Here is a 23,571-nt window from a genome sequence, read left to right on the forward strand (position 1 = left end):
TCGCGCAAAATGTTGCTTGCTTCGCGCAGAATGCGCGGCTAGCATCCAAGCACCCGCTCGCATGAGTGGACCCACCAGCGCACCTGCTCAGGAGGACCCATGCGAATCAGGCGCACCATGGCCGCAGCTATCACCGTGGCGCTCGCTCTTGCCACGACGGGCTGCGGTTCGGACTCCGACGGCGCCGGACCGGTAACTCTGAGCTACGGCATCTGGGACCAGAACCAGGCACCCGCGCTCGAGCGGATCGCGGCGGATTTCGAGGAGGCCAACCCCGACATCACGGTGGACATCCAGGTCACGCCGTTCGAGCAGTACTTCACCAAGCTTCAGGCAGCCGCGGGAGGAGGCGAGGCGCCGGACGTGTTCTGGATGAACGGGCCCAACTTCCAGCTGTACGCCTCGAACGGCGTCATCGCACCGATCTCGGCCCAGGTAAAGGACGACGACCTGGACACGAGTGTCTTCCCCGAGGCGCTGACCGACCTGTACTCCTTGGACGGCGAGCTGTACGGACTGCCGAAGGACTACGACACGATCGGTCTCTGGTACAACAAGACTCTCTTCGACGCCGCTGGCGTCGACTATCCCGACGAGAGTTGGACCTGGGCCGACCTCCAGGACGCCGCCGCCACGCTCTCCGACAAGAAGACCGGCACCTTCGGAATCACCGCCGCACTCGAAGGCCAACAGGACTACTACAACACCATCTTCCAGGCGGGTGGCCACGTTGTCTCCGAGGACGGGACCGGCTCCGGGTACGACGACCCGGCGACCGTCGATGGACTGCGCTTCTGGACGGACCTGATCGAGTCCGGCTCTTCGCCATCGCTGCAGCAGATGACGGACACCCTGCCGCTGCAATGGTTCGAGTCGGGAAAGACGGCGATGTTCTACGGCGGTTCATGGAACGTCGCCGAGTTCAAGAACAACGACTACACCAGGGACAAGGTCGACGTAGCTCCGCTTCCCCAGGGCAAGGAACGCGCCGTGGTCATCCACGGGCTGGCGAATGTGATCAGCGCGAACACCGACCACGCCGACGCGGCATGGAAGTTCGTCAAGTACCTCGGGTCCGAGGAGGCCGCGAGGACCCAGGCCGAAACGGGCACCGTGATCCCCGCCTACGCCGGCACACAGCAGGCTTGGGTGGACGCCTCACCTGACTACGACCTGCAGGTGTTCCTCGACGCGACGGGCTACGCGAAACCGCTGCCGGTCTCGAGCAACACGGCGGCGTGGAACGCGGCGGAGGCGAAATACCTGACGGAAGCCTGGGCTGGTCGCACTGACGTCGCCGTGGCCGCGGCCAAGCTCGCGGATGCCATGAACGCGAACCTGGCCGACGAGGGGAACTAGGCGAGGCGGTGACCACCAGACAGCGGGTCATCGCGGATGGCACAACGCCACCGGCTCCCGGTTCGTATCGGGGACCTCAGCGCCGGCGTTCGCGTTCCACGGATACCCGCTGGGCGTGGCTGATGATCTCCCCGCTGTTCATCGGTTTCATGATCTTCTACCTGTGGCCGATCGTCCAGACGCTGTACTTCAGCTTCACCGAGTGGGGCCCCTTCGGCGGGCACACCTGGAACGGGTTGGACAACTACGCTCGGCTGGTCGCGGACGAAGAGGTTCGCCAAGCCGTCTGGAACACCCTGCGCTACACGTTCTTCTCGCTGACAGGAATTCCCGTCGCCGTGGTCTTCGCCGCGATGCTCAATCAGAAGGGTGTGCGGGGAGTGGGCTTCTACCGGGCACTGTTCTTTCTCCCCGTGGTCACCCTTCCCGCCGCCGTGGCGATGGTGTGGCGCTACCTGCTCAACGGCGACTTCGGCATCGTGAACTACCTGCTGACCCTCGTGGGCATCGATGGCCCGTCGTGGGTGGGGGACGGCCGTTACGCGCTCTACTCGCTCGTGGCCGTGGGTGTGTGGAGCTCTCTCGGCTACAACATCGTGATCCTGCTCGCGGGACTACAAACGATCCCGCGCGAACTCTACGAAGCCGGTGAGTTGGACGGCGCGGGGCGGGTCCGACAGTTCTTCTCGATCACGGTGCCGATGCTCAGCCCCAGCATCTTCTTCGTCAGTGTGCTGTCGGTGATCGGCGCGCTCCAGATGTTCGACCTGGTCTATGTCATGGTGGGCCGGACAAGTCCCGCGCTGCGGGACACCCAAACCATCATCTACCTCTTCTACGAGCGGGCTTTCGTACAGAACGACCGCGGCTACGGCGCGGCCATCGTCCTGCTTCTGCTGGTGCTGGTGCTCTCCATGACGTTCCTGCAGTTCCGGCTCCAACGGCGGTGGGTGCACTATGCCTGACGACGCTGTCATGGTTCCCGCACCGTCGCGCTCGACCACCGCCCCCCACCGTCCACGACAGACCGCGTGGTTGGTGACCGTCGCACTGGCGGCGTCCGGTCTCGCGATGGTGTCGCCGTTCGTCTGGGAGCTCCTCACGTCGTTGAAGTCCCTCGGTGAGGCGACGCGGGTGCCACCGGTCTTCGTCCCGGCACAGTGGAACTGGGAGAACTACAGCCGCGTCTTCACCGCCATTCCCTTCGGCCAGCAGTTCGTGAACACCGTCGTCATCACGGTGGTCCGCGTCGCCGGGCAGTTGTTGTTCTGTTCTCTCGCGGCGTATGCCTTCGCCCGGCTGCGGTTCCGCGGGAACAATCTTCTGTTCGGACTCTGCCTGTCGATCCTGATGGTCCCGCCGCAGCTCTACGTCATCCCGCAGTACCAGATCATGGCTTCCTGGGGATGGCTGAACACCTTGCAGGCACTCGCCGTTCCCGGTCTCTTCAGCGCCTTCGGTGTCTTCCTGCTGCGCCAGTTCTTCCTGGCGTTGCCACGCGACCTCGAGGACGCCGCGCGCATCGACGGCTGCAACCCGCTCCAGGTGTACTGGTACGTCATGCTGCCGCTGGTTCGGCCTGGCCTGATGGCACTGGGCGTGTTGACCACGATCTGGTCGTGGAACGAACTGCTGTGGCCCCTGATCGTCAACACGGACCCGGAGAAGATGACTCTTTCGGCAGGGCTCGCGTCACTGCAGGGCCAGCGGTTGACCGACTTCCCGGTTCTGATGGCCGGCGCGCTGCTGGCGTCGCTGCCGATGATCATCCTGTTCTCCGTCCTCCAACGGCAGTTCATCGCAAGTATCGCCACGACCGGAATGAAGGGGTGAACATGCGAGACGATCTGCGGATCGGCATCGTGGGCCTGGGACAGCGCAGCGTCCTGGCCGACCTCGTGCACCGGCCAGGCGCCGGTTCGGGTGTGACGGCCTGCGCGGATCCCGATCCCACCGCACGTGCTCGGGCCGAGGGGCGGTTCGGCTCCCGGACGCACATCTGCGACAGCTACCTGGCGCTGACGGACCGCGGGCTGGACGCCGTCATCGTCACGACCCCGGACCACACGCACGAGGACATCATCGTGGACTTCCTCGAAGCCGGGATCGCGGTGTTCGCCGAGAAACCCCTGGCGACGAGCACCGAGGCCTGCGACCACATCCTCGACGTCGCCCGGCGCACCCGAACCCGCCTGTACGTCGGCCACAACATGCGGCACCTGCCCGTTGTGACGACGATGCGCGAGCTGATCGTCCAGGGAGCGATCGGCGACGTTCAAGCGGTCTGGTGCAGGCATTTCGTGGGGGACGGCGGGGACTACTACTTCCACGACTGGCATGCGGACCGGTCCAAGACCACCGGTCTTCTCCTGCAGAAGGGTGCACACGACATCGACGTCATCCACTGGCTGAGTGGCTCCGTGAGCCGAAGCGTCACCGCGCTGGGTGGGCTGATGGTCTACGGGGGCATCACCGACCGCGCCCACCGACCTGGACAGTCCGTGCAGGACTGGTACGACCGCGAGAACAACTGGCCACCGAGGAGCCTGCGCGGGCTGAACCCGGTGATCGACGTGGAAGACCTGTCGATGATGCTGATGCGACTGGAAAACGGGACTTTCGCGAGCTATCAGCAGTGTCACTTCACCCCTGACTACTGGCGCAACTACACGGTCATCGGCACCGAGGGCCGGCTGGAGAACTTCGGCGACGAAGTCGGCGCGCGAGTCGAGGTGTGGTCCAGACGATCGGGCTATCGCGCCACCGGTGACAGATCCGTCGCCGTGGTGGACACCGCGGGCGGCCACGGCGGCGCCGACGTCAGGATCATGTCCGAGTTCCTCGGGTTCGTTCGCGACGGTGGTCCGACGCTGACGTCGCCGGTCGCGGCCCGCGACGCGGTGGCGGCGGGTTGCGCCGCCACCGCATCCCTGCGCGCCGGCGGATCCCCCGCGACGGTAAGGCCGACTCCTCCCGAGGTGGCCGAATGGTTCGCCGATGGCCAGGCGTAGTGCCACCGGCGGACAGCCCGCAAGCGCGATCCGCCCGTGCGTCTCACGCATCGCACCGCAGTTCACGTAGAAAGAGATCGCCACATATGTCGCATGTGTTGGAAGAGATCGTCAGCCAGCCGGACTGCTGGGCCCGGGCCGTGCCTCTTTCGCGGAGCGAGGGTCGTCTCCTGCCGGTCCGCGGCGAGCGGGTGGCGGTCATCGGCTGCGGAACGTCGTTGTTCATGGGCCAGGCCTACGCCGTCCTGCGCGAGTCGGCCGGGCAAGGACTGACCGACGCCTTCCCCGCCTCTGAGTTCCCCAGGGGACGTCAGTACGACAAGTTGCTGGCGGTCAGCAGGTCGGGCACCACCACCGAGGTGCTCGACGTGCTGGACGAGGTACGGGGACGGCTCTCGACGACGGCCATCACGGCGGGCGCGTCCACCCCGATCCACGAGCACGCCGACCAGGTGGTCGCGGTCGAGTTCGCCGACGAGGAGTCAACGGTCCAGACGCGGTTCGCCACGACCACCCTCGCTCTGCTGCGCGCTCACCTCGGCCACGATCTCGTTCCGCTGATCGCGGATGCGCGGCGAGCCCTGGACGCCGCCCTCCCGGTGGGCCATGAGGACCGTCGACAGTTCACCTTTCTCGGTCGAGGGTGGACGGTCGGGCTGGCGCACGAAGCCGCTCTGAAGATGCGGGAGGCGGCGCTGGCCTGGGCGGAGTCCTACCCGGCGATGGAGTACCGCCATGGGCCGATCAGCATCAGTGACGAGCACGGTGTCGTCTGGTCGCTCGGCGCGGCACCTCCCGGCCTCGCCGCGGAGGTGGCCGCGACGGCCGCGCTGTTCGTGGAGCCCACCCTGGACCCGATGGCAGAGCTCATCCGGTGCCAACGCCTGGCGGTGTCACTCGCGGTGGAGCGCGGGCTCGACCCGGATCGGCCCAGACACCTGTCTCGAGCCGTGATCCTGGGGTCGAACGCACTTCAGACGCCGTGACCACGACACCGTGTGTACTCGCACTCGACGTTGGCGGGACGTTCATGAAGGGCGCCGTGGTCGGCCGGGAGGGTGTGATCCGGCACGAGATGCGTGCTCCGACACCACAGCGGGTGTCCGTGGGACAAGGGCTCGACGAGATCGCTGGGCAGCTGCGGTCCATGCTTGAGCTCGCTCGGGATCTCCAGCTCGAGGTCGTCGGTGTGTGTGTTGCGGTGCCGGGGATCGTCGACGAGGCGAGCGGCACCATTCGCTATGCCGCAAGCCTCGGGTGGCCGGAAGTCCCGGTCTCTCAAGAGCTCTCGTCGCGCCTCGACCGCCAGGTGCTGATTGCCCACGACGTCAGGGCTGGCGGTCTCGCGGAAAGCCGAGTCGGGGCGTCGGTGGGAGTGCGCGACTCCCTCTTCGTTGCCGTGGGCACGGGTATCTCCGCTGCCCTCGTGGTGGATGGGTCACCCGTGTCGGCTGGTGGGATGGCCGGAGAGATCGGGCACGTCACCGTACCCGACCAGGCAACAACCTGCGTGTGCGGACGCCATGGCTGTCTCGAGTCGGTCGCGTCCGCGTCGGCCATCGCTCGTGCCTACGGAGACCTCAGCGGGACCGAGGTCGCGGGAGCGGTCGAGGTCGCTGATCGGGTGAGGGCGGGCGACCCGACCGCCGCAGCGGTGTGGGAGCGCGCGACCGATGCGCTCGGCGCCGTGCTCGCCTCCTGTGCGGCGGTTCTCGGCAGCCAGGTCGTCGTGGTTGGTGGTGGGCTGTCCCGTGCCGGGCCGTTGCTGGTGGAACCGTTGACGAGGCGCCTGATCGACCGCATGGGCGCAGCGCCCGCGCCGCGCGTCGTCAGCGCTGTCCTGGGAGATGCGGCCGGCTGCCTGGGCGCGGCCATGCTGGCCTGGCGGTCGACGGACGCGCGCACGCATGCGTGACCGCAGTTCACACCACGGTGACGTCGACCCCGGCGCCGCGTACCGCGTCAAGTGCCGCGCTGTCCGCGGTGTCATCGGTGATCAGCTCGTCGACGTCGTCCAACGCCGCGATGCGAGCCAGGCGCACGCGGCCGACCTTCGACCCGTCCGCGACCACGATCGTCCGTCGTGCCCGGCTGATGAGCGCCGCATTGGTCTGCGCCTCGACTTCGTCGTGGGTCGTCAGACCGCCATCGGCGCTGATCCCGTCGGTGCCGACGATCGCAATCCCCACGTTGAGCCCTCCGAGGGTGTGCTCGGCCCACGGGCCCACCAACTCAAAGGACTGCTGGCGACTCCTGCCGCCGGTGACCACGAGCTTGACCTGGGGACGTATCGCGAGCTCAAAGGCGATGTTCAAGGCATTCGTGATGACCGTGAGGTCAACCCGGTCGACGAGCAGGCGGGCGACCTCGCTGGTCGTGGTTCCCCCGGTGAGCCCGACGGCGATCGGACCATCGGGGATGCGTCGGCACGCCTCCGCGGCAATGCGCAGCTTCTGCTCCTTGTGCTGCGCGTCGCGATAGCGCACCGGCAGCTCGTGGGATATCCCCTGCGCCAACACTCCGCCGTGGGTACGGGTGACGAGTCGTTGCTCGTTCAGAACCTGCAGGTCGCGCCGCAGGGTGGCCTGCGAGACCCCGAACGATTCCGCCAACTCGGCAACCCCGAGGGACTGATCCGCGGAAAGTCGCTCGAGGATGGCCGATATGCGATCCGCACGCCGCAGCCGGGTCGTTGGCGCATCCGACGCCCCCGTTCCCGAACCAGAACCCTGCCCCATTGCCCGGCACTCCTCTCCACACCGCGAGTGACCCGTCGTTGGACAAGCAACGCACACAAATGCTGCGCGTTCATGCAGAAGGATAGCGCATTCATGCGCGAATTTGCGAGACGCGTCGCGCTGTGCGCATCCCGCCATCCGGTCCGGCGCTCGACATGCCCGGATCATCCACTCACCATTCTGGAGGGGACCCATGCCGTTGGAGCTCACCGGGAAGGTCGTGAAACGGGCGGAAGAAGCCGGGCGCGGAATCGGTGCGTTCAACGCAATCTGTGTCGAGCACGCGGAGGCGATCGCCACCGGCGCCGAGGCGGCCGGGCGTCCGGCCATCATCCAGATCAGCGAGAACGCCGTGCGTTTTCACGGTGGCCGGTTGGGGCCGATCGCGGCCGCGTGCTCGGCGGTGGCTCGCGCATCCAGCGCCGACCTCGCATTGCACCTGGATCACGTCGAGAGCCCGGAGCTGCTCCGGGAAGCCGGAGAGCACGCCTTCGGATCTGTCATGGTCGACGCGAGCAAACTGCCGTACGCCGCCAACATCGAGTTCACCCGCGAGGCCGTCCGATGGGCGCATGCCCGCGGTCTGTGGGTCGAAGCGGAGCTCGGCGAGGTGGGAGGCAAGGACGGCGTCCACGCTCCGGGGGTGCGCACCGACCCTCACGAGGCCGAACAGTTCGTCGCGGCAACCGGTGTCGACGCCCTCGCGGTAGCAGTGGGTAGTGCCCACGCCATGACCACTCGCACCGCTGTAGTGGACGTCGACCTGATCCGACGTCTCCGCTCCGCCGTCCCGCGGCCGCTGGTGCTGCACGGATCCTCGGGCGTCCCGGACGCATCCTTGAGGAATGCGGTGGCCGCGGGAATCGTGAAAGTGAACATCGGAACCGCTCTCAACGTCGCGTTCACTGCGGCGGTACGACAGCAACTGTCCTCCGAGTCGGACATCATCGACCCGCGTCGCTACCTCGGCCCGGCCCGCGAGGCGATGGTCGAGGTCGTGGCCGCATCGTTGCTCGTACTCTCGTCCTGAATGGGGCCACACCGACCCCAGCCTCCGACGCCACGCCCTCAAGGCCGTCTCGGAATGGATCTGGTCACCCGAACCCGTGCACGAGATAATGGTCGACCTCGACACCTTCATCCAAACCCAGGAGGTCGGCGGGCATCGCTTCGGCTCCCGCAGCGCCACCGGAGCCAACACCCGCCACCCGCACACCAAACTCCGCGAGCTGTGCGGCCGGCGGATGTACGGCAAGACCCGCAAGGGAAGTACCTACTACCTGTGCGCCCCGACGAAGGGATACATCCCGCCCGGCCATCCCCGACCCGGAGCGTTCTTCCTCCGCGAAGACATCGTGATCGACCGGCTCAACGCCTTCCTCTCCGACCACGTTTTCGGCGCCTTTCGTCGCCAGCTGCTCGACGGCCACGTCCGTAGCCTCGACATGGCCGTCCAACAGGTACGCGAACAACAGGTCACCGAGCGGCTCGGCAGCGTCGGGCCACACGTGCCGAACGTGGACGTAGCGATCGTCGACGATGCCGGTAACGCCGTGCCGGACGGCTCGCCGGGCGAGATCCTTGCGCGTACTCCCTGGCGGATGGACCGCTACCTCACGCGGGCGGGCGGCGAGCCACCGTTCGACGCACGCGGCTACTTCCGAACCGGGGACGTGCGCCGGGCCGCGGTGTTCGCCGTGCCGGACCCGCGCTGGGGCGAAGCGGTGCTGGCCGTGGTGCACGGCGAGAACCTCGACGAGGAGACCGTGCTGCGCTGGTGTTCCGGCCACCTCGGCAGGTACAAGCAACCCCAAGCGGATCGTGGTGCTACCCGACCCGTTGCCCCAGACCGCCGCGGGCAAGATCGACAAACGGCGGCTCCGAACATGGTCGCTGACGACGACGCCGGGAGGGCACCAGTGAGCACACCCGGCCTCTGCTTCGAAGACCTCCGGGTCGGCCAGGAGTTCGGCACGGCCGCACCGTGAGCGAGAGCGACATCCTCCAGTTCGCCGGACTGACCGGCGACCACTCCCCCATCCATACCGACGAGGAGTTCTGCCGGCGCGGGCTCTACGGCACCCGGGTCGCCCACGGCCCGCTGGGCAGGTCGCTCGCGCAGGGCCCGTCGTGCCGCATGAGTTACCTGGACGGCACGGCACTGGTCTCCGTCGGGTGGGACAACTGGAAGTTCACGGGTCCGACCAGGATCGGCGACACCATCACCGTGCACTGCCGGATCACGAGCCTGCGCCCGCGCCGGCGCGCCGGCATCGGTGTCGTGAGCGAGACACTGGACGTGCGCAACCAGCACAGCGCGACGGGTGCAGACGGGCGATCACATCTTCCTGGTGCTCCGCCGCGGCGTCACCGACGAGCAGGCGGCACGCGAGCTGACCGGCGACGCCCGACACACGCCTGCCGATCCTGCACCGCTCGGTAAGCGGCCGTCACCTGCTGAAACACGTTCTGTCCAGGCCCGTGCGTCGCATCCCGTGCGCTATTCCGCTCGGCCGACTGGGATGCAGCCTCGGAGTGGTGATCGCGCATGATTGGTGGGGCAGGCGTTCCTCACCATGGTGCGTACGCACCCCAGCGTCGTGCGCAGCTTCTCCGCGCAGGTCACTGACAGCCAGACAGCCTTGCGAGGCGCGATGGAGGCGATGCTCGCTCGGCTCGTTGACGCCGGCATCCCGGGACCGATCGCCGTGCGCTGCTACGGCTTCCTGATCACCAACGCGATCGGGTTCGTCAGCTACCAGCTGCCCCGCGCCTGGGGTGGTGGCGACCCGACGACCGACGAGGAGCTGGCCGAGGCACGGCGGCGGTGGGTGCACGTGTACGCGGGCCTCCCCGGCAAGCGCGACTCCGCACAAGGTCGAGCTCGCCGACGTACTCATCGATCTGCCGTCGTGTTCGGATGGAACAAGGCACGAGTTCGTGTTGCGCGAGGGTCAGACGCCGAGGGACTCGCCGCCGTCGACGACCAGTTCGTGGAGGTAGACGTGGCGCATGGCGGGTGACAGAAGAACGGCGACGGTCTGGGCCACCTCGTCAGCGGTGGTGATCGAGCCGCGTGGGATGCGGCCGCGGTACGTGGTGCCGTCGCCGGACGCGAGCGTGGTGCGGTCCAGATGGGGTGGAATGAACCTCGTGTCCGTGGCGCCGGGAGCGACCGTGTTGACGCGTACGCCGAGCGGCGCCACCTCCATACCCAGCACCCGCATCGCCTGGCTGAGGCCGGCCTTCGCAGCCGAGTAGGCCAGCTGCTCGTGTCGGGGCACGCGGGCGGCGATCGACGAGAGCACTGCGAGGCTGCCGCCACCCACCTCGGCCAGGCGCGCGGCGACCGTCCGGGCGGCGAGGACGGCGCCGACCAGGTCCGTCTCGACGACCCGCTGGATCGACTCGCGGTCGACGGTCAGCGACGGGCCGCCCGCGAACACACCCGCGGTAACGACGCCGTACCCGGGGCGGTCCAGGACAGCGCACGCATCGGTCAGGTCGTCGGCGAGTGATGCGATGACGGGGTGCAACCTCACGCCCGGGAACCCTTGTGCGGCAACGGCCTCGAGGCCGGCGGCATCCTGGTCGACGAGCACCACCTCGTCGACCATCTCCCACGCACACAGTCGCGCGACCACCGCTGCACCGATGCCGTGCGCGGCGCCGAGGACGATCACCGGGCGGCGCGGGCCGAAAAGAGCGGGCGGGGTCACCCGGTCAGCTCGGTCGCGCGGTCCCGGATCTGGTCCTCGACCTGGTCCGCGAGCTCCTGACCCACCAGGCTCTGCCGGGTGTCCCAGCTGACCAGCCGGTCGTGCAGCGACGCGCTCCCCCGACGCACGTGCAGTGCCCGCAACGCCTCGGTGCCCGCGTGCAGCATGGCGCGCATGAGGAAGTTGGCGTGTAGCACGATCCGATAGCCGTACCCGTCGAGCTCGGCAGCCGGCAGTTCGGGGGTCCGCCCGCCCTCGACGATGTTGATCAGGAGCGGCACGTCCGGCAGCTCCTTCGGGACCGCCCGGATCTCCTCGATCGTCCGCAGGGCCTCGATGAAGATCACGTCGGCGCCCGCGTCGCGGTACGTCTTCGCCCGCTCGATCGCGGCGGCGAACCCCTCGACGGCGATGGCGTCCGTCCGCGCGATGACCAGCAGGTCGACGTCGTTGCGCGCGCGTTGCGTGGCCAGCAGCCGGGCCACCATCTCCTCGCGCGGGACCAGGCGCTTGCCGTCGAAGTGCCCGCACCGCTTGGGGATCGCCTGATCCTCGAGCTGGATCCCCGCCACGCCCGCCGTCTCCAACAGGTGCACCGTGCGCATCACGCTCAGGTGGCCGCCGTAGCCGGTGTCCGCGTCGACCACGACCGGAATGCCCACCGAGTCCACGACCCGGCGGGCGTGCTCGACGACCTCGGTCTGCGTGACCACGCCGATGTCGGGCACGCCGAACAGCACGTTGGCCATGCCCGCGCCGGTGAGGTAGCAGGCAGGGAATCCGGCGGCTTCGACGAGCCGGGCGGACAGCGCGTCGGTGACCCCCGGCAGCACGATCGCCCCGCCGCCCCCGTTGACCAGCGTCCGCAACGCGGCCGGCCCGGCGGGCCGCGTCCCACCGAAGAACGCGGACAGGTCCGGCATCAGGCGCTCGCCTGGGCCTGCTCGGCGGTCAGCGACAGGTTCGGCTCGACGAACGGCGCCATCACGAAGCTCGAAAACGCGGCCGGCTCCTTGGCGAGCCATGCCTGGTAGTCCGGGTCGGTGCCGAGGTCCTCGACCGCACCGGGCACGAGCACGCCCGCGTTCTCCAGCGCGCGCTGCAGCCGCCAGTTGGCCGCGCGGGTGACCATCAGCTCGCCCGCGAGGGCGGTGAACGCGGTCATCAGGCGGGTGATCATCGGATCGCCGAAGTACTGGTGGTTGTCGGGCATGGCTCACACCTCCGCGGTGATGGTCGTCCAGGGGAAACGCCAGCTCGACGGCAAACCGTCGCCGGCGGCAAGTGCGCCGTCCTCCTCCTCGAACGGCGCGAGCGTGACCGAGGAGAAGCCCGCGTCGCGCAGCTCCTGCTCGAGGTCCATGCCGACCAGTTCACGCATGAACGGCTCGTTGTTCCGGTCGGACTGTCCGAAGTGGAACAACATGCCGACGTCTCCGCCCGGCACAAGGTAGAAGTCGAGGAGCACGACCCGGCCGCCCGGTCGCAGCAGGCGGCGCGCCTCGCGGAAGACCTTGCGGTTCGCCTCGGCGGGCAGCTCATGGACGAACATCGTGCCGGTGACGATGTCGAAGCTAGCGTCCGGCAGACCGGTGCTCTCGGCGTTGTGCTGCAGGAAGTCCACGGCCAGGCCGGTCTCCACGCCGCGCAGGTGGGCGAGGCGCACCGCGGGCCGGGACAGGTCGACGCCGGTCACGTGGCTGTCCGGGAGCTTACGCTTGAGGGAGAACGTGCTCTTCCCGAAGCCGCAGCCGAGGTCGATGATGTCGCGCGGCTCGTATCCGGCGATGATGTCCGACAGCCGGTCGTGCAGCTCGGTCTCGCTGGCGAGCGACACGCTGAACGGGGTGCGGGCGCCGAACTCGTAGGCACACGCGTCGATGTCGTCGCTCCAGATACCGCCAGGGTGCTGGTGGAAGTCGGTCTTCGTGTAGTAGTCGGGCAGCGGAAGGTCCGGGTTCAGCTCCACCACGCCGGGTCCCTGCTGCTGGGCGGCGTCGAGCGTGCGGGCGACGTCCTTGGCGCTGTCCTCGTAGCGCGGCACGAGCCCGTAGCGGCCGGCGTACTTGAACTGCTGCAGATAGTGCTCGGCCCAGGCGAATGTCTGGTAGGTCGGCGAGGTGGCCAGCAGCTGCTCGTGCAGCTCTCCGACGTCGCCGACCGAAGTGGACAGTTCGGTCGCGTCGCGGGCGGCGTCGCGGTAGAGCTCGGTGCCCCAGATCTTCTTGGTACCGAGGAGGAACGCATGGAAGGCGGCCGCGTCGGCGTCGAGCTGGATGCGGAGCGGATTGTCCTGGACCGTCATCGCGAGTCCTCTCGTCGGGCTGGCAGTCGGGTGAAGATGACCGGAAAACTGGCGAACCGGTCCTCGTGTTCGGGGGAACGCACCGGCGGCGCGTCCGGGTTCAGCTCCAGACCGGCCCGGTACCAGCGGCGGAGCACCTCGAGCAGGATGCCCGGGCGGCCCGACGCCCCGAGGTCGCCGGTGACCAGGTCCTTGCCGAGGCACATATGGGTGCCCGCGGCGAACCCGGTGCCGTAGGGCTTGACCGTCCGGTCGAGACGGTCGGCGCGGCGCGGGTCGAACCGGTCGGCATCCGGTCCGTAGACCCGCGGATCGCGATTGGCCGCCGCGAGGTGCAGCCCCACCCGGTCGCCGGGACCGAACCGGGTGCCGCTCGAGGCGAGCGTAACGTCCCGAACTGCGACCCTCGGATGGATCTTGCGGCCGCTCGTGTGCAGCCGGATCGTCTCGTACAACGCGCGCTGCAGGAACTCGTCGTTCCCCGTGAGTGGCCAGTCCTCCGGGTGTTCGAACAACCAGCCGGCGAGGTGGTAGACGCAGCTCTCGACCGCGGAGCCGCTGTTCTCGGTGCCGGCGATCATGAAGAGCACGGTCTCCCTGGCGAGCAGATCCTCCGTCCACTCCGGAGCCCAGTTCCGCAGTAATACTGTGATCACGTCGCGCGGGAGGTCCTCGGACGCGACTTCGCCAGCACGCAGCGCGCGCACCATTTCCCGGCGCCGCTCGGTCGCGGGTGCGAGCAGCTCGATCTCGTACCCCTTCATGGCGGTCATCGCCTCGTCGAGGACGGCCGCGCGCTCAGCGTTGGTTCGCGTCGGCGCCGACGCGTAGTTCACGTGGATGCCGCGCAGGATCGTCCGCACGAGCACATCCAGCGGACCGGTGCGCTCCAGCGCCGCCTCGGTAAGGTCGAGCCCGATCAGCTGGGCGGCGAGGTCCCAGAAGATGGTCGCATGCATCGGGACGAGGTCGGCGCGCGGGCCGTCCTGAGTGGACAATTGTTGGTCGGTGGCCGGGCCGACGACGTCGGTGGCGTAGGCGGCGAGACGGTCGCGGGTGAACAGCCGGGACAGCAGCCGCCTGCGCTGTCGGTGCGCGGCACCGTCCAGGCCGATCAGCGACCCGCGCAGCAGCGGCGCGTTCGTGTCGTTGTAGGAGCCCTCGACGCCGAACGCGCGGCTCTTGAGGATCTCCTGGGTCTCCTCGAACGAGGTCACGATCCTCATGGCCGCTCCCGCAGGTCGCGCAGCCGCAGGCGGGACAGTGGGTACCAGCGGTAGCCGCCGACGCGGGCGGTGGTGCCGAACACGAACATCTGCTCGGCGAGCGGCACCCACGGCTGGTCCGCCGCCGCGATTCGCTGCACCTCGGCGAGCAGCGTGCGGACGCGGTCGTCGTCGAGCTCGCCGAGGCTCTCGTCGAGCCGCGCCGCGATCGCGTCGGAGTGGTAGCCGGTGAAGTCGAACACCCCGCCGAGCGGCGGGTTCACGTCGTGGCCCAGCGCGTAGCGGCCGTCGATCGTGATCGGCCCATCGGACTCGAGGTACATCGGCATGTCGCGGGCGATGCGCCGCAAGCTGTGGTCCGCGCCGTCGATGAGCACAGGCTTGACCGCGATGCCGGCCGCCTCGAGACCGTCGGCGACGATCGCGGCGGTCCGGGCGAACTGCGACAGCTCGTCGTGAAAGTAGAACTCGATCTCCGGCAGGTCGCCCAGCTCCGCGACGGCCCGCCGCGCCGCGTCCGGGTCGTACCGGATCAGATCCGGGACCTCGGCGAAGCCCGACACGGTGCGGTTGAGGACGCTGTCCATGGTCCGGGCGTTGCCGAGATAGCCGTCCCGCACGATCCGCTCGTACGGGATTGCGGCAGCCACGGCGCGGCGGAGGCGCAGGTCGGTCAGCGGCTCGGTGGTGACGTTCAGGCCCAGCTTCGTCTGCCAGGTCGTCGGCACGGCGTGCACCCGGACGTCGCCGTACTCGCCCGCCCGGGTGTCGAGATCGGTCGCGACGTCGACGTCCCCAGCCCGCAGCGCGGCGAAGCGCTCGCCGGCGTCGCGGATGGCGACATACTCGACGCGGTCGAACGGGCGCACGCCGAGCCGATACTTCTCGTTGGCCCGCAACACGACCGAGGACGCGGTGCACTCCTCCACCGTGTACGGCCCGAAGCCCGCGCTGTGCGTGCGCAGCCAGTCCAGCGCCCACGGGTCGTCGGCCGTGGCATGGCGGCGGGCCTCGGTGCTGTCGAAGATCGTCGGCACGATCACCGTGAGCAGGTGCGGCAGGATCGTGGTCGGGGCGGGTAGGTCGAACACGACCTGGTAGCGCCCAGTGGCGCGGATGTGAGCGCGGGCGTCCGCCGCCGAGTACAGCGCGAGGTTGCGCGCGATCCAGGCGCCGATGGAGCCGACGCCGATCGAACGTTCCCACGCCCAGCACACGTCCTCGGCGGTCAGCTCGTTGCCGAACGGGCTGCGGATGCCTTTCGGCAGGTCGAGGGTGTAGGTGCGGCCGTCGGCCGAGCGACGCCACGCGGACGCGACCAGCGGCTCGAGGCGCAGCGACCCCGGTGCCCCGGCGTGCTCCGGCGCGGCACCCGCGTAGCCGAGCAGCGGCTCGTACAGCTGCAGGTGCGCGTCGATGTTCTCCCACTGCAGGCAGGCGAAGCGGCTGGTCGCGGTCCAGCACGCTCGGCAGCACGGAGCATCCGATTCGCAGCACCGCCATCCGAATCTCCCTACTTGACCTTCACTATCTGACACAAGTTGTCATACCTGAACTACAGGCACCATAAGTCGCCATCCGGGGGCAGTCAACGTCCGACCTGCGCAGTCCAGAGTGGAGTAGACAGCTCAGCCGGGATACCGACAGTGAGCCTGTTGACGATTGTTTAACGCTCCCCTACGGTTCGTTCATGAATAGTGACGAACACCGTCACATAGTGGCAGGAAAGCCAGGCGCGCAAACCGCCCGCCGAGCACTTGACCTGTTGGTCTCCCTGGTCGATGCGGCAGAACCGCAAAGCCTCGACGAGCTCGCTCAGCACACCGGCATCCAGTACTCCGCCGCCTACCGGCTGCTGAAGATGCTGGAGGAACAGGAGTTCGTGCTTCGTGACTCGGACAAGCGCTACAGCGCGGGCAGCGCATTGATCACGCTGGCGGCCAAGATCCTGCGCCAGCTCGACGTGCGCAACGCGGCGACCGACACGCTCGCGACGATCGCCGAGCAGACCAATGAGACCGTCACCCTGCACGTCCGGCGCCACCAGCGCCGGATCTGCGTTGACGGGGTGGAGAGCCGCCAGGCCGTGCGCCGCGTGGTCCAACTCGGGGAGAACCTGGCGCTCTACGCCGGACCAACCGGAAAGGTGATCCTCGCGTTCGTGTCCGAGGCCGAGCGCCGGGCGATCCTGCACCAGGCCGGCGAGGTGGGCGAGGACCTCGAGTTCATCGGCACCCAGCTCGACGAGGTCCGCCAGAAGGGCTACCTCGCGACCCTCAGCGACCGGACCGCCGGCGTCGGGGGATTGTCGGTGCCGATCTTCCATCCGACCGGGGTCGTGGGCGCGATCACGGTGTCGGGCCCGGAGTCCCGCTGGCACCGCAAGCACATGGAGGCCTACGGGTCAACGCTGGTCGAGCACGCGGCGGCCGTGTCCACGGCCCTGGCCGGGCAGATGCCCGCGTTTGGCGCCGCCCAGCTGGCGACCTGACAGACCGATCGGAGCAGGCGAATGTGGAAACGCGGCGAGGTCGACTTCGTCCAAACGCGACAGCTCGCGTGGGAGCGGGTCCCGGACGGACTGTTCTGTGCCGGAGAGACCCGCAAGGTGCTCAGCGCCGATCCTGAGCACGGCGCGTGCACCTGGCTGGTACAGCTGCGCAACCGCCACGAGGGCACGCTGCCCGCGGGCGCCGACGTGTACGTGCTGGAGGGCGCGGGCACGCTCAACGGGATCACACTCGAGCCGGACGGTTACGTGTTCCTGCCGCGGGGAGCTCGGTTCTCGCTCGCGCCGGACATCGGGCCGCTGATCCTCTACATCGCCTTCTTCGGTGAGCCGGAGGTCTCGGCGGAGGCCGGGACGGACAACGCGGTCGCCGTCGGCACCGCGGACGGCACGTGGGTCTCGCCCACCTGGACCGAGGGCGACACGCTGCAGTTCGGCGCGTTCGTGAAGGTGCTGCGCAGCGACTCGCTAGGCGAGGCCTACGTGACGTTCATGCGGCCCGGCTGGTCGAGCCCGCTGGAGGAGAGGCACCCCAACTACGAGGAGTCCTTCCGCATCTACGGCGACCTGATGCAGGGTGCGCGCGGCCTGATGCACGCGGGCGCGTACTCCTTCCGCGGCCCGGGAATCTGGCACGCGCCGCTCTACACCCGCACCGGGACCATGTCGTTCATCCGGACCAGTGGGCCGACCGTCACCGACTACCACGAGCCCACCGGAGACCGCAGCTGTGCCGCGCTGGTGGCCCGCACCTACCGCCAGTTCCCCGCCCCGAGCGTGTCCTGAGAGTGGGTGCGGCGTGAAATCGACAGTCAAGGCACCGGACCACCAGCCGTCCGAGCGCGACGCGTCACCCGCCGAGAGCGCCGACGGGCCGCACAGCCCGCTGCGCTGGCTCGACCAGGTGGCCGAGGCGATCCTCGGCGTGGCGATCCTCGCCGAGCTGGTGCTGCTGTTCGGCAACACGATCGCCCGCTGGATCGGTGGCCGGGAGTATGCGTGGACCTACGAGGTCGCGCAGCTGGCGCTCACCATCATGATGTTCGTCGGCGGGCCGGTCGCCTACCGGCACGGGCTGCATATCGCGGTACGGGTGCTGCTCGACCGGCTGCCCGAGCGCGTGCGCCTGGTCTGCGAGAGTGTGTCGAACTGGCTGCTGGTCGCGATCGGCGTCGTCGGCACGGTCATCTCGATTCCGGTGCTCGTCGACGAGTGGACGGTGCAGACCCAGTTGCTCGGCTGGCCGCAGGCGGTGTTCATCGTGCCGGCCACGGTCGGCATGGCGATGATTGCGGTGTTCGGCCTCGAGCGCGCGTGGCAGGGCCTCGCCTCACTACGGGTCGGTGTGCCGGTGGCCGTCGTGGTCGTGCTGGTCGCCAACACGCGCGAGCTGTGGGTCTACAACATCACGCTGACGGCGCTGCTGGTGGCCTCGCTCGTCGTGTTCGTCGCCCTGCTGCTCATCGGCACGCCGATCGCGTTCGTGCTGGCGGCCGTGCCGATCACCTACCTGTTCCTCACCGGGGCAGCGCCGACGTCCACCGTCATCCTGCGCATGGAGGACAGCACCCAGGACATCGTGCTGCTCGCGATCCCGTTCTTCATCCTCGCCGGGTCCCTCATGTCGACCGGCGGCCTCGCCAGCCGCCTGTCCCGGCTCGTCCACTCGCTCGTCGGGCACTTCCGGGGCGGCCTGTACTACGTGGTCGTCATATTCATGTTCCTGTTCTCCGGGCTGTCCGGCTCGAAGGCCGCGGACATGGCCGCGGTCGGCCGGACGCTCAGCGACCCGCTCGACCGCGCGGGTTACGACCGGCGGGAGGCGACCGCGTGCCTCGCGGCGTCCGGCGCCATGTACGAAACGATCCCGCCGAGTATCGCGCTGCTGGTGCTGGGCTCGGTGACGGGGCTGTCGATCTCCTCGCTCTTCCTCGCCGGCATCGTCCCGGCCGCCGTACTCGCCATCGTCATGATGACCGTGATCTTCCTGCGGGTGCGCCACTCCGGCATGCCGAAGCTGGCCCGGCCGTCCTGGCGAGAGCGCGGTGGCGCGGTGTGGACGGGCATCCCCGCGCTGCTGCTGCCGGTGATCCTCATCGGCGGCATCCTCGGCGGGATCGGCTCCCCCACCGAGGTGTCGTCGTTCGGCGTGATCTACGGGCTGCTCGCCGGCCTGGTCCTGGAACGGAAGGCGACGCTGCGTGGGTTTTGGTCCTCGGTCAAGGAAACCGCCGCACTGACAGGCATGATCCTGTTCGTCGTCAGCGCGGCCAGCTCGTTCGCCTGGATCCTGACGATCTCCGGCGTGCCCCAGGCACTCGGCTCCGTCGTATCCAGCCTTGACGGCCACCCGACGATCTTCGTCCTGTTGTCCGTGGTGCTGCTGGTGATCATGGGGGCCGTCCTCGAAGGACTGCCCGCGATCATCATCTTCGCTCCCCTGCTGATCCCGGTCGCCACCGCCATGGGGATCGACCCGCTGCACTACGGGATCGTCCTCGTGCTCGCGATGGGACTCGGGTTCTTCATGCCCGGCGTCGGCGTCGGCTCCTACATCGCCTGCGGCATCATGCGCACCGATATCGAGTCGGTGTCCAAGCCGCTGCTTCGTTACGAGGTGGCCCTGTTCGTCGGCCTCCTTCTCCTCGCTCTCGTCCCGGTGATCACGCTCGCCCTGCCGCGGCTGGTGCTGGGCTGAACCGCCCACATTTCGGAGGTATGGACATGACAACACAACTCGCGCGGCGCCGGATCGCCGGCCTACTCGCCTGTGTCTCGATCACCGCGATGGTGGCGACCGCGTGTAGCGGGGCGACGCCTACCCGCGACTCGAGCGGCTCAGGAGGCGACGGTCAGGCGGTAACGCTGCGCCTCGCGAGCGCGTTGCCGGACACGGACTCCACGACGGTCGCGTTGAAGGAGGCCGCGAAGACCATCCACGACGAGACCCAGGGCCGGGTCACGCTGCAGATCTTCCCCAACGGCCAGCTCGGCACCGTGAGCGGCACGTTCGACCAGCTCCGCAGTGGCAGCGTCGACATGATCATCCAGAACCCGTCGAACACCGCGGCACTGCTGCCCGAGGTCGGCGTGTTCGCCGCGCCGTACCTGTTCAGCTCCAACGAAGGCGCGTACCAGGCCTGGCAGAGCGACGCGGGCCAGCAGATCGTCGCGGACTTCAAGAACAAGCTCGGCCTGGTGGCGTTCCCGCCGTGGAACTTCGGCACGTGGCAGATCTACACGGCGAGGAAGGCGGTCAACTCCTGCGCCGACATGAAGGGCCTGAAGATGCGGGTGCCGCCGTCGCCGATCCTCAGCAAGTTCTTGTCCGGGTGCGGCGCCAACCCGGTGCAGATGGACGTCTCGCAGGCGTTCCTCGGGCTGCAGACCGGTTCGGTCAGTGGGCTGCCGCTGCCGCTGAACACCATCACCGGGTTCAACTTCCAGCAGCTCGTGACTGATGCGTCGATGGTGAACTTCCTGCATGACGTGATCAACCCGATCATCAGCCAGAAGTCTTGGGACAAGGTGTCCGAGGAGGACCAGAAGGTGTTCACCGACGCGATGGAGCAGGCGCGCAACGCCAACAACGATCTGCTGGCCGAGGCGGAGACCACGGCGCGGCAGAAGCTCCTCGACGCCGGGGTCGAGATCCAGGAGCACCCGGACATCACGCAGTTCAAGCAGGCGGCGGAGCGCACCATCGAGAGCTTCGTCGACCAGTGGGGCGGCCAGGAGCGCATCGACGCGCTCCGCGAGGCCGGCAACGCGTCCTGAGCAGGAGGAGACCACGAATGGCCGAGGTCGATCTGAGAATCGCCGGGGGCAAGGTTTTCCTGCCCAGCAGCGGGTTGTCTGATGTGGACATACTGGTGCGGGGCGAGGTGATCACCGGTCTGGTGGGCCGGGACTTCGCCACACCCGGGGCCGAGGTGCTGGACGCGGGCGGCGCGTGGGTGCTGCCCGGCGCCATCGACGCGCACGTCCACCTGGGTAAGGACATCACGGTGCCGCAGGACACCGAGGACGCGAGCCTCGAGTCGCACGCCGCCGCGCTCGGCGGGGTCACCTCGCAGCTCGGCTACCTGATGATGCCGGTGCCCTACACCGAGGTGTTCGAGCAGGCCAGGTCGGTGATGACCAACTCGATCATCGACTACGGCTTTCACTTCTGCCTGGTCACACCGGAACAGGTGGCCCAGATTCCGGTCTACATCAAGGAGTTCGGCGTCTCGTCGTTCAAGTTCTTCATGAACTTCCGCGGCAACGAAGGCGCCTATCTCAGCCTGCCCGGCAACGACGACGGGTTCCTCTACGACCTGCTGCGGACGGTCGCCGAGAACGGCGCGATGGCCAACCCGCACGCGGAGAACATCGAGATCGTGTGGCGGCTGCGCGAGCAGGGCTTCGCTCCCGACCTGCCGCCGCTGCGCCTGTGGTACGAGACGCGGCCGCCGTTCGTCGAGGCCGAGGCCGAGCAGCGGGTCGCCTACCTGTCCCGTGTCCTCGGCGCGTCGATGTACGCCGTTCACGTGACGTGCGGCGAGGCGCTCGACGTCCTGCTGCGCGAGAAGCAGCGCTACGACAACATCTTCGTCGAGACCTGCCCGCACTACCTGACCCACGACGTCGACTCACCGGTCGGACTGTTCGGCAAGGTCAACCCGCCGCTTCGCGAGCGCACGGACTCCGACGCGCTGTGGGCGGCGCTGCGCGACGGGTGGATCGACGTCGTCGGTTCGGACCACGTACCGAGGCACTTCTCCAAGAAGGCGCCGGACATCTGGAAGGCCACCGCCGGGTTCCCGGGCCTGCAGACGCTGCTGCCGGTGACCATCGACGGGGCCACCCGGCGCAACATCCCACTCGCGTCCGTCGTGCGGGCCACCGCGGAGCGGCCGGCGCAACTGTTCGGCATGTACCCGCGCAAGGGCGTGATCGCGGTGGGCTCCGACGCCGACCTCGCGATCGTCGACCCGACCGCCGCAATGACTGTCGCGCGCGAGGACCAGGCGAGCGGGGGCGGCTACTCGATCTGGGAGGGCCACGAGCTGAGCTGCTCGGTGCGGCACACGGTCAATCGCGGCACGGTGCTGGTCCGGGACGGCAAGCTCACCGGCTCCGGCGCCGGGCAGTACCTGTCCCGCCCGGTCAGCGGCGCGGCCGCGCTCGAGTCGGCGAGGGTGGACCGATGAACGCACCCTGGACACCCGCGGTCGACGCGGAGGTCGAGCGCCGGTACGCCGCCGCCGGGTTCGGCAGGCCGATCGGGCTGGGCGAGCGGCCAGCCCTGCTAGTGATCGATGTCCAGTACCGCACCGTCGGGAACACACCGAAGCCGTTCGACGAGGCGCTCGGGGACTACACCACGGCATGCGGCAAGGTCGGCTGGGACGCGGTCGCAAACATCACGCCGGTCGTAGCGCTCTTCCGCGAGCGCGGCTGGCCGGTGATCTACCCGCACGTGGCGCCGAAAGGCGCCCACGACGCGGGCAGGCTGGGTGCGAAGGTGCCGGCGATCATGGACATCCCCGCGAAGGGCTACGAATTCGTAGCGGACATCGCGCCCACCGAGTCCGACCTGCTGATCCCGAAGAAGCACCCGAGCGCCTTCTTCGCCACTCCCCTGGTCAGCCACCTCGTCGACCTGGGCGTCGACACCCTGGTGATCACCGGTTGCACGACGAGCGGGTGCATCCGGTCCTCGACCGTGGACGCGTTCGCGTACAACTTCCGGGTCCTGGTGCCGCACGACGCCTGCTACGACCGCGCCGAGGTGATCCACCAAGTCAACCTGTTCGACATCGGCCAGAAGTACGCCGACGTGATGAGCACCGCGGAGGCCATCGAGACGCTGCGCTCCACCTAAGCATGTGAGTCCGAGTCGACATCAAGCGCGACCGGGTGTCGACCCGCACGGCCACAAAAGCCAAGCGAACCATGTAATGCGGGCCAGCGCCGAGGCCACGACACAGACCCGGCAGCGAATCCTGCGTGCCGCGTTCGATCTGTCCATGGAGAAGATGCCAGACAACCTCGATGGCGCCGTGCCTTCGCTCTCCCTGACGATCTTCCCAACTCGGGCCACGCCCGCCTAGATCCCGGTCTCCAGGGACTCCTCCACACAACGGGGCTTGGCACCGTTCGACCCCGTCGATAGGGGTCAGTTCTCAGGCGTCGCCAACAACGTCAAAACTCCCAGGTGGTAGCCCTGGCCGTCCAACCTTGACACGGTAGTGGTCAGTGGGCCCCGAACTGAGACTGGACGTGCACGGCCATCACGTCCAGTCCGTAGCACTCGGTGCGGCTGTCGGTGCGGTTCAGCGAGTGAATGCGGCTGATCGGGGACCGGTCACCCACCACACGGCCCCACCGTCGACCCGCGCACAACATGCCCACGAGCACCCAACGACCGGCCTGGGGACATCGCCGCATCCCGACCGTGCAGACTAACGACTTCGACCTGGGTCCTCGCCGCCGGAGTGGCGAGGAACTCGCTGATCGGGCCGATGTCGTTGGAACATCACCGCGGCGGAGTACGTGGCGCAATCGGTGCGGCGATGGCGCGGGTCGCGCTTCGCCGAACTCCGGGACGACCATGCAATCCCGACAGCGGCGCGGCGGGCTCGGGAACCGCAGATACACCACCTCACCCACCATTGCGGGCACGGCGTTGCCCCTCACTCCACGGTCACCGTGACGTG

General features: G+C 68.4%; 23 protein-coding genes. 16 read left to right on the plus strand and 7 right to left on the minus strand.

Annotation, left to right across the window (positions count from 1 at the left end):
- The first annotated feature begins 99 nt into the window (after window positions 1-99).
- The 6 genes from ACRDTB_RS01520 (at window position 100) to ACRDTB_RS01545 (ending at window position 6,285) form a co-directional block, all read left to right on the plus strand.
- Entirely contained in the window at window positions 100-1,359 is a 1,260-nt protein-coding gene (locus tag ACRDTB_RS01520) for an ABC transporter substrate-binding protein (protein ID WP_431428005.1), read from the plus strand.
- 122 nt (window positions 1,360-1,481) lie between these two features.
- Complete coding sequence (locus ACRDTB_RS01525; RefSeq protein ID WP_431428006.1) at window positions 1,482-2,324, plus strand: carbohydrate ABC transporter permease; 843 nt, start codon at window positions 1,482-1,484, stop codon at window positions 2,322-2,324.
- Window positions 2,325-2,397: 73 nt separating this feature from the next.
- Complete coding sequence (locus ACRDTB_RS01530) at window positions 2,398-3,192, plus strand: carbohydrate ABC transporter permease (protein ID WP_431428007.1); 795 nt, start codon at window positions 2,398-2,400, stop codon at window positions 3,190-3,192.
- A 2-nt stretch (window positions 3,193-3,194) separates the two neighbouring features.
- Window positions 3,195-4,370, plus strand: a complete 1,176-nt coding sequence (locus tag ACRDTB_RS01535) for a Gfo/Idh/MocA family protein (RefSeq protein WP_431428008.1) — start codon at window positions 3,195-3,197, stop codon at window positions 4,368-4,370.
- Window positions 4,371-4,456: 86 nt separating this feature from the next.
- Entirely contained in the window at window positions 4,457-5,356 is a 900-nt protein-coding gene (locus tag ACRDTB_RS01540; RefSeq protein WP_431428009.1) for an SIS domain-containing protein, read from the plus strand.
- The gene (locus ACRDTB_RS01545) at window positions 5,353-6,285 is read left to right on the plus strand and encodes an ROK family protein (RefSeq protein WP_431428010.1); all 933 of its coding nucleotides are present in this window, start codon (window positions 5,353-5,355) and stop codon (window positions 6,283-6,285) included. The genes ACRDTB_RS01540 and ACRDTB_RS01545 overlap by 4 nt, the downstream gene beginning before the upstream one ends.
- A gap of 7 nt (window positions 6,286-6,292) precedes the next feature.
- Here ACRDTB_RS01545 and ACRDTB_RS01550 read toward each other — a convergent pair whose 3' ends face one another.
- Window positions 6,293-7,108, minus strand: coding sequence for a DeoR/GlpR family DNA-binding transcription regulator (locus ACRDTB_RS01550; RefSeq protein WP_431428011.1), 816 nt, complete (start codon window positions 7,106-7,108; stop codon window positions 6,293-6,295).
- Window positions 7,109-7,301: 193 nt separating this feature from the next.
- Between ACRDTB_RS01550 and ACRDTB_RS01555 the strand changes: the two genes are divergently transcribed.
- The 4 genes from ACRDTB_RS01555 (at window position 7,302) to ACRDTB_RS01570 (ending at window position 10,131) form a co-directional block, all read left to right on the plus strand.
- Window positions 7,302-8,138 (plus strand): class II fructose-bisphosphate aldolase, encoded by an 837-nt coding sequence (locus ACRDTB_RS01555; protein WP_431428012.1) that lies wholly within the window; start codon window positions 7,302-7,304, stop codon window positions 8,136-8,138.
- 76 nt (window positions 8,139-8,214) lie between these two features.
- The gene (locus tag ACRDTB_RS01560) at window positions 8,215-9,096 is read left to right on the plus strand and encodes an AMP-binding protein (protein ID WP_431428013.1); all 882 of its coding nucleotides are present in this window, start codon (window positions 8,215-8,217) and stop codon (window positions 9,094-9,096) included.
- Window positions 9,093-9,551 (plus strand): MaoC family dehydratase, encoded by a 459-nt coding sequence (locus ACRDTB_RS01565; protein WP_431428014.1) that lies wholly within the window; start codon window positions 9,093-9,095, stop codon window positions 9,549-9,551. Before ACRDTB_RS01560 ends, ACRDTB_RS01565 begins: the two co-directional genes overlap by 4 nt.
- Before the next feature lie 112 nt (window positions 9,552-9,663).
- Window positions 9,664-10,131, plus strand: a complete 468-nt coding sequence (locus ACRDTB_RS01570) for a hypothetical protein (protein WP_431428015.1) — start codon at window positions 9,664-9,666, stop codon at window positions 10,129-10,131.
- Here ACRDTB_RS01570 and ACRDTB_RS01575 read toward each other — a convergent pair.
- Genes ACRDTB_RS01575 through ACRDTB_RS01600 form a run of 6 tightly spaced genes read right to left on the minus strand, consistent with a single transcriptional unit; the run spans window position 10,063 to window position 15,896 of the window.
- On the minus strand, window positions 10,063-10,827 hold the full coding sequence (locus ACRDTB_RS01575) for an SDR family NAD(P)-dependent oxidoreductase (RefSeq protein WP_431428016.1): 765 nt from the start codon (window positions 10,825-10,827) through the stop codon (window positions 10,063-10,065). The genes ACRDTB_RS01570 and ACRDTB_RS01575 overlap by 69 nt on opposite strands.
- Complete coding sequence (locus tag ACRDTB_RS01580) at window positions 10,824-11,750, minus strand: isocitrate lyase/PEP mutase family protein (protein WP_431428017.1); 927 nt, start codon at window positions 11,748-11,750, stop codon at window positions 10,824-10,826. Before ACRDTB_RS01580 ends, ACRDTB_RS01575 begins: the two co-directional genes overlap by 4 nt.
- The gene (locus ACRDTB_RS01585; RefSeq protein WP_431428018.1) at window positions 11,750-12,040 is read right to left on the minus strand and encodes a hypothetical protein; all 291 of its coding nucleotides are present in this window, start codon (window positions 12,038-12,040) and stop codon (window positions 11,750-11,752) included. Before ACRDTB_RS01585 ends, ACRDTB_RS01580 begins: the two co-directional genes overlap by 1 nt.
- A 3-nt stretch (window positions 12,041-12,043) precedes the next feature.
- Entirely contained in the window at window positions 12,044-13,132 is a 1,089-nt protein-coding gene (locus ACRDTB_RS01590; protein WP_431428020.1) for a class I SAM-dependent methyltransferase, read from the minus strand.
- Window positions 13,129-14,358, minus strand: coding sequence for a cytochrome P450 (locus ACRDTB_RS01595; protein ID WP_431428021.1), 1,230 nt, complete (start codon window positions 14,356-14,358; stop codon window positions 13,129-13,131). Before ACRDTB_RS01595 ends, ACRDTB_RS01590 begins: the two co-directional genes overlap by 4 nt.
- The gene (locus ACRDTB_RS01600; RefSeq protein ID WP_431428022.1) at window positions 14,355-15,896 is read right to left on the minus strand and encodes an ABC transporter substrate-binding protein; all 1,542 of its coding nucleotides are present in this window, start codon (window positions 15,894-15,896) and stop codon (window positions 14,355-14,357) included. The genes ACRDTB_RS01595 and ACRDTB_RS01600 overlap by 4 nt, the downstream gene beginning before the upstream one ends.
- 179 nt (window positions 15,897-16,075) lie before the next feature.
- Between ACRDTB_RS01600 and ACRDTB_RS01605 the strand changes: the two genes are divergently transcribed.
- From ACRDTB_RS01605 to ACRDTB_RS01630, 6 genes are read left to right on the plus strand one after another with little or no spacing between them, the layout of a single operon-like run.
- The gene (locus tag ACRDTB_RS01605) at window positions 16,076-16,849 is read left to right on the plus strand and encodes an IclR family transcriptional regulator (RefSeq protein ID WP_431428023.1); all 774 of its coding nucleotides are present in this window, start codon (window positions 16,076-16,078) and stop codon (window positions 16,847-16,849) included.
- Window positions 16,850-16,870: 21 nt separating this feature from the next.
- Complete coding sequence (locus tag ACRDTB_RS01610) at window positions 16,871-17,653, plus strand: hypothetical protein (protein ID WP_431428024.1); 783 nt, start codon at window positions 16,871-16,873, stop codon at window positions 17,651-17,653.
- Between the two features lie 13 nt (window positions 17,654-17,666).
- Window positions 17,667-19,565 (plus strand): TRAP transporter large permease subunit, encoded by a 1,899-nt coding sequence (locus ACRDTB_RS01615; protein ID WP_431428025.1) that lies wholly within the window; start codon window positions 17,667-17,669, stop codon window positions 19,563-19,565.
- Between the two features lie 26 nt (window positions 19,566-19,591).
- Complete coding sequence (locus ACRDTB_RS01620) at window positions 19,592-20,644, plus strand: TRAP transporter substrate-binding protein (RefSeq protein ID WP_431428026.1); 1,053 nt, start codon at window positions 19,592-19,594, stop codon at window positions 20,642-20,644.
- A gap of 17 nt (window positions 20,645-20,661) precedes the next feature.
- The gene (locus ACRDTB_RS01625) at window positions 20,662-22,062 is read left to right on the plus strand and encodes a dihydroorotase (RefSeq protein WP_431428027.1); all 1,401 of its coding nucleotides are present in this window, start codon (window positions 20,662-20,664) and stop codon (window positions 22,060-22,062) included.
- Window positions 22,059-22,736: an isochorismatase family protein gene (locus ACRDTB_RS01630; protein ID WP_431428028.1), complete on the plus strand. Its 678-nt coding sequence runs from the start codon at window positions 22,059-22,061 to the stop codon at window positions 22,734-22,736. The genes ACRDTB_RS01625 and ACRDTB_RS01630 overlap by 4 nt, the downstream gene beginning before the upstream one ends.
- Window positions 22,737-23,571: the final 835 nt, after the last annotated feature.

It is taken from the genome of Actinophytocola sp., from assembly GCF_050699935.1.
Lineage (GTDB): Bacteria > Actinomycetota > Actinomycetes > Mycobacteriales > Pseudonocardiaceae > Actinophytocola.

Excerpts from the sequence above, each read along its gene's own strand:
- ACRDTB_RS01625 (WP_431428027.1), top strand. The coding sequence starts at position 20,662 with ATGGCCGAGGTCGATCTGAGAATCGCCGGGGGCAAGGTTTTCCTGCCC.
- ACRDTB_RS01535 (WP_431428008.1), top strand. The coding sequence starts at position 3,195 with ATGCGAGACGATCTGCGGATCGGCATCGTGGGCCTGGGACAGCGCAGC.
- ACRDTB_RS01630 (WP_431428028.1), top strand. The coding sequence starts at position 22,059 with ATGAACGCACCCTGGACACCCGCGGTCGACGCGGAGGTCGAGCGCCGG.
- ACRDTB_RS01590 (WP_431428020.1), bottom strand. The coding sequence starts at position 13,132 with ATGACGGTCCAGGACAATCCGCTCCGCATCCAGCTCGACGCCGACGCG.
- ACRDTB_RS01595 (WP_431428021.1), bottom strand. The coding sequence starts at position 14,358 with ATGAGGATCGTGACCTCGTTCGAGGAGACCCAGGAGATCCTCAAGAGC.
- ACRDTB_RS01580 (WP_431428017.1), bottom strand. The coding sequence starts at position 11,750 with ATGCCGGACCTGTCCGCGTTCTTCGGTGGGACGCGGCCCGCCGGGCCG.
- ACRDTB_RS01585 (WP_431428018.1), bottom strand. The coding sequence starts at position 12,040 with ATGCCCGACAACCACCAGTACTTCGGCGATCCGATGATCACCCGCCTG.
- ACRDTB_RS01525 (WP_431428006.1), top strand. The coding sequence starts at position 1,482 with ATGATCTCCCCGCTGTTCATCGGTTTCATGATCTTCTACCTGTGGCCG.
- ACRDTB_RS01620 (WP_431428026.1), top strand. The coding sequence starts at position 19,592 with ATGACAACACAACTCGCGCGGCGCCGGATCGCCGGCCTACTCGCCTGT.
- ACRDTB_RS01610 (WP_431428024.1), top strand. The coding sequence starts at position 16,871 with ATGTGGAAACGCGGCGAGGTCGACTTCGTCCAAACGCGACAGCTCGCG.
- ACRDTB_RS01540 (WP_431428009.1), top strand. The coding sequence starts at position 4,457 with ATGTCGCATGTGTTGGAAGAGATCGTCAGCCAGCCGGACTGCTGGGCC.
- ACRDTB_RS01550 (WP_431428011.1), bottom strand. The coding sequence starts at position 7,108 with ATGGGGCAGGGTTCTGGTTCGGGAACGGGGGCGTCGGATGCGCCAACG.
- ACRDTB_RS01520 (WP_431428005.1), top strand. The coding sequence starts at position 100 with ATGCGAATCAGGCGCACCATGGCCGCAGCTATCACCGTGGCGCTCGCT.
- ACRDTB_RS01555 (WP_431428012.1), top strand. The coding sequence starts at position 7,302 with ATGCCGTTGGAGCTCACCGGGAAGGTCGTGAAACGGGCGGAAGAAGCC.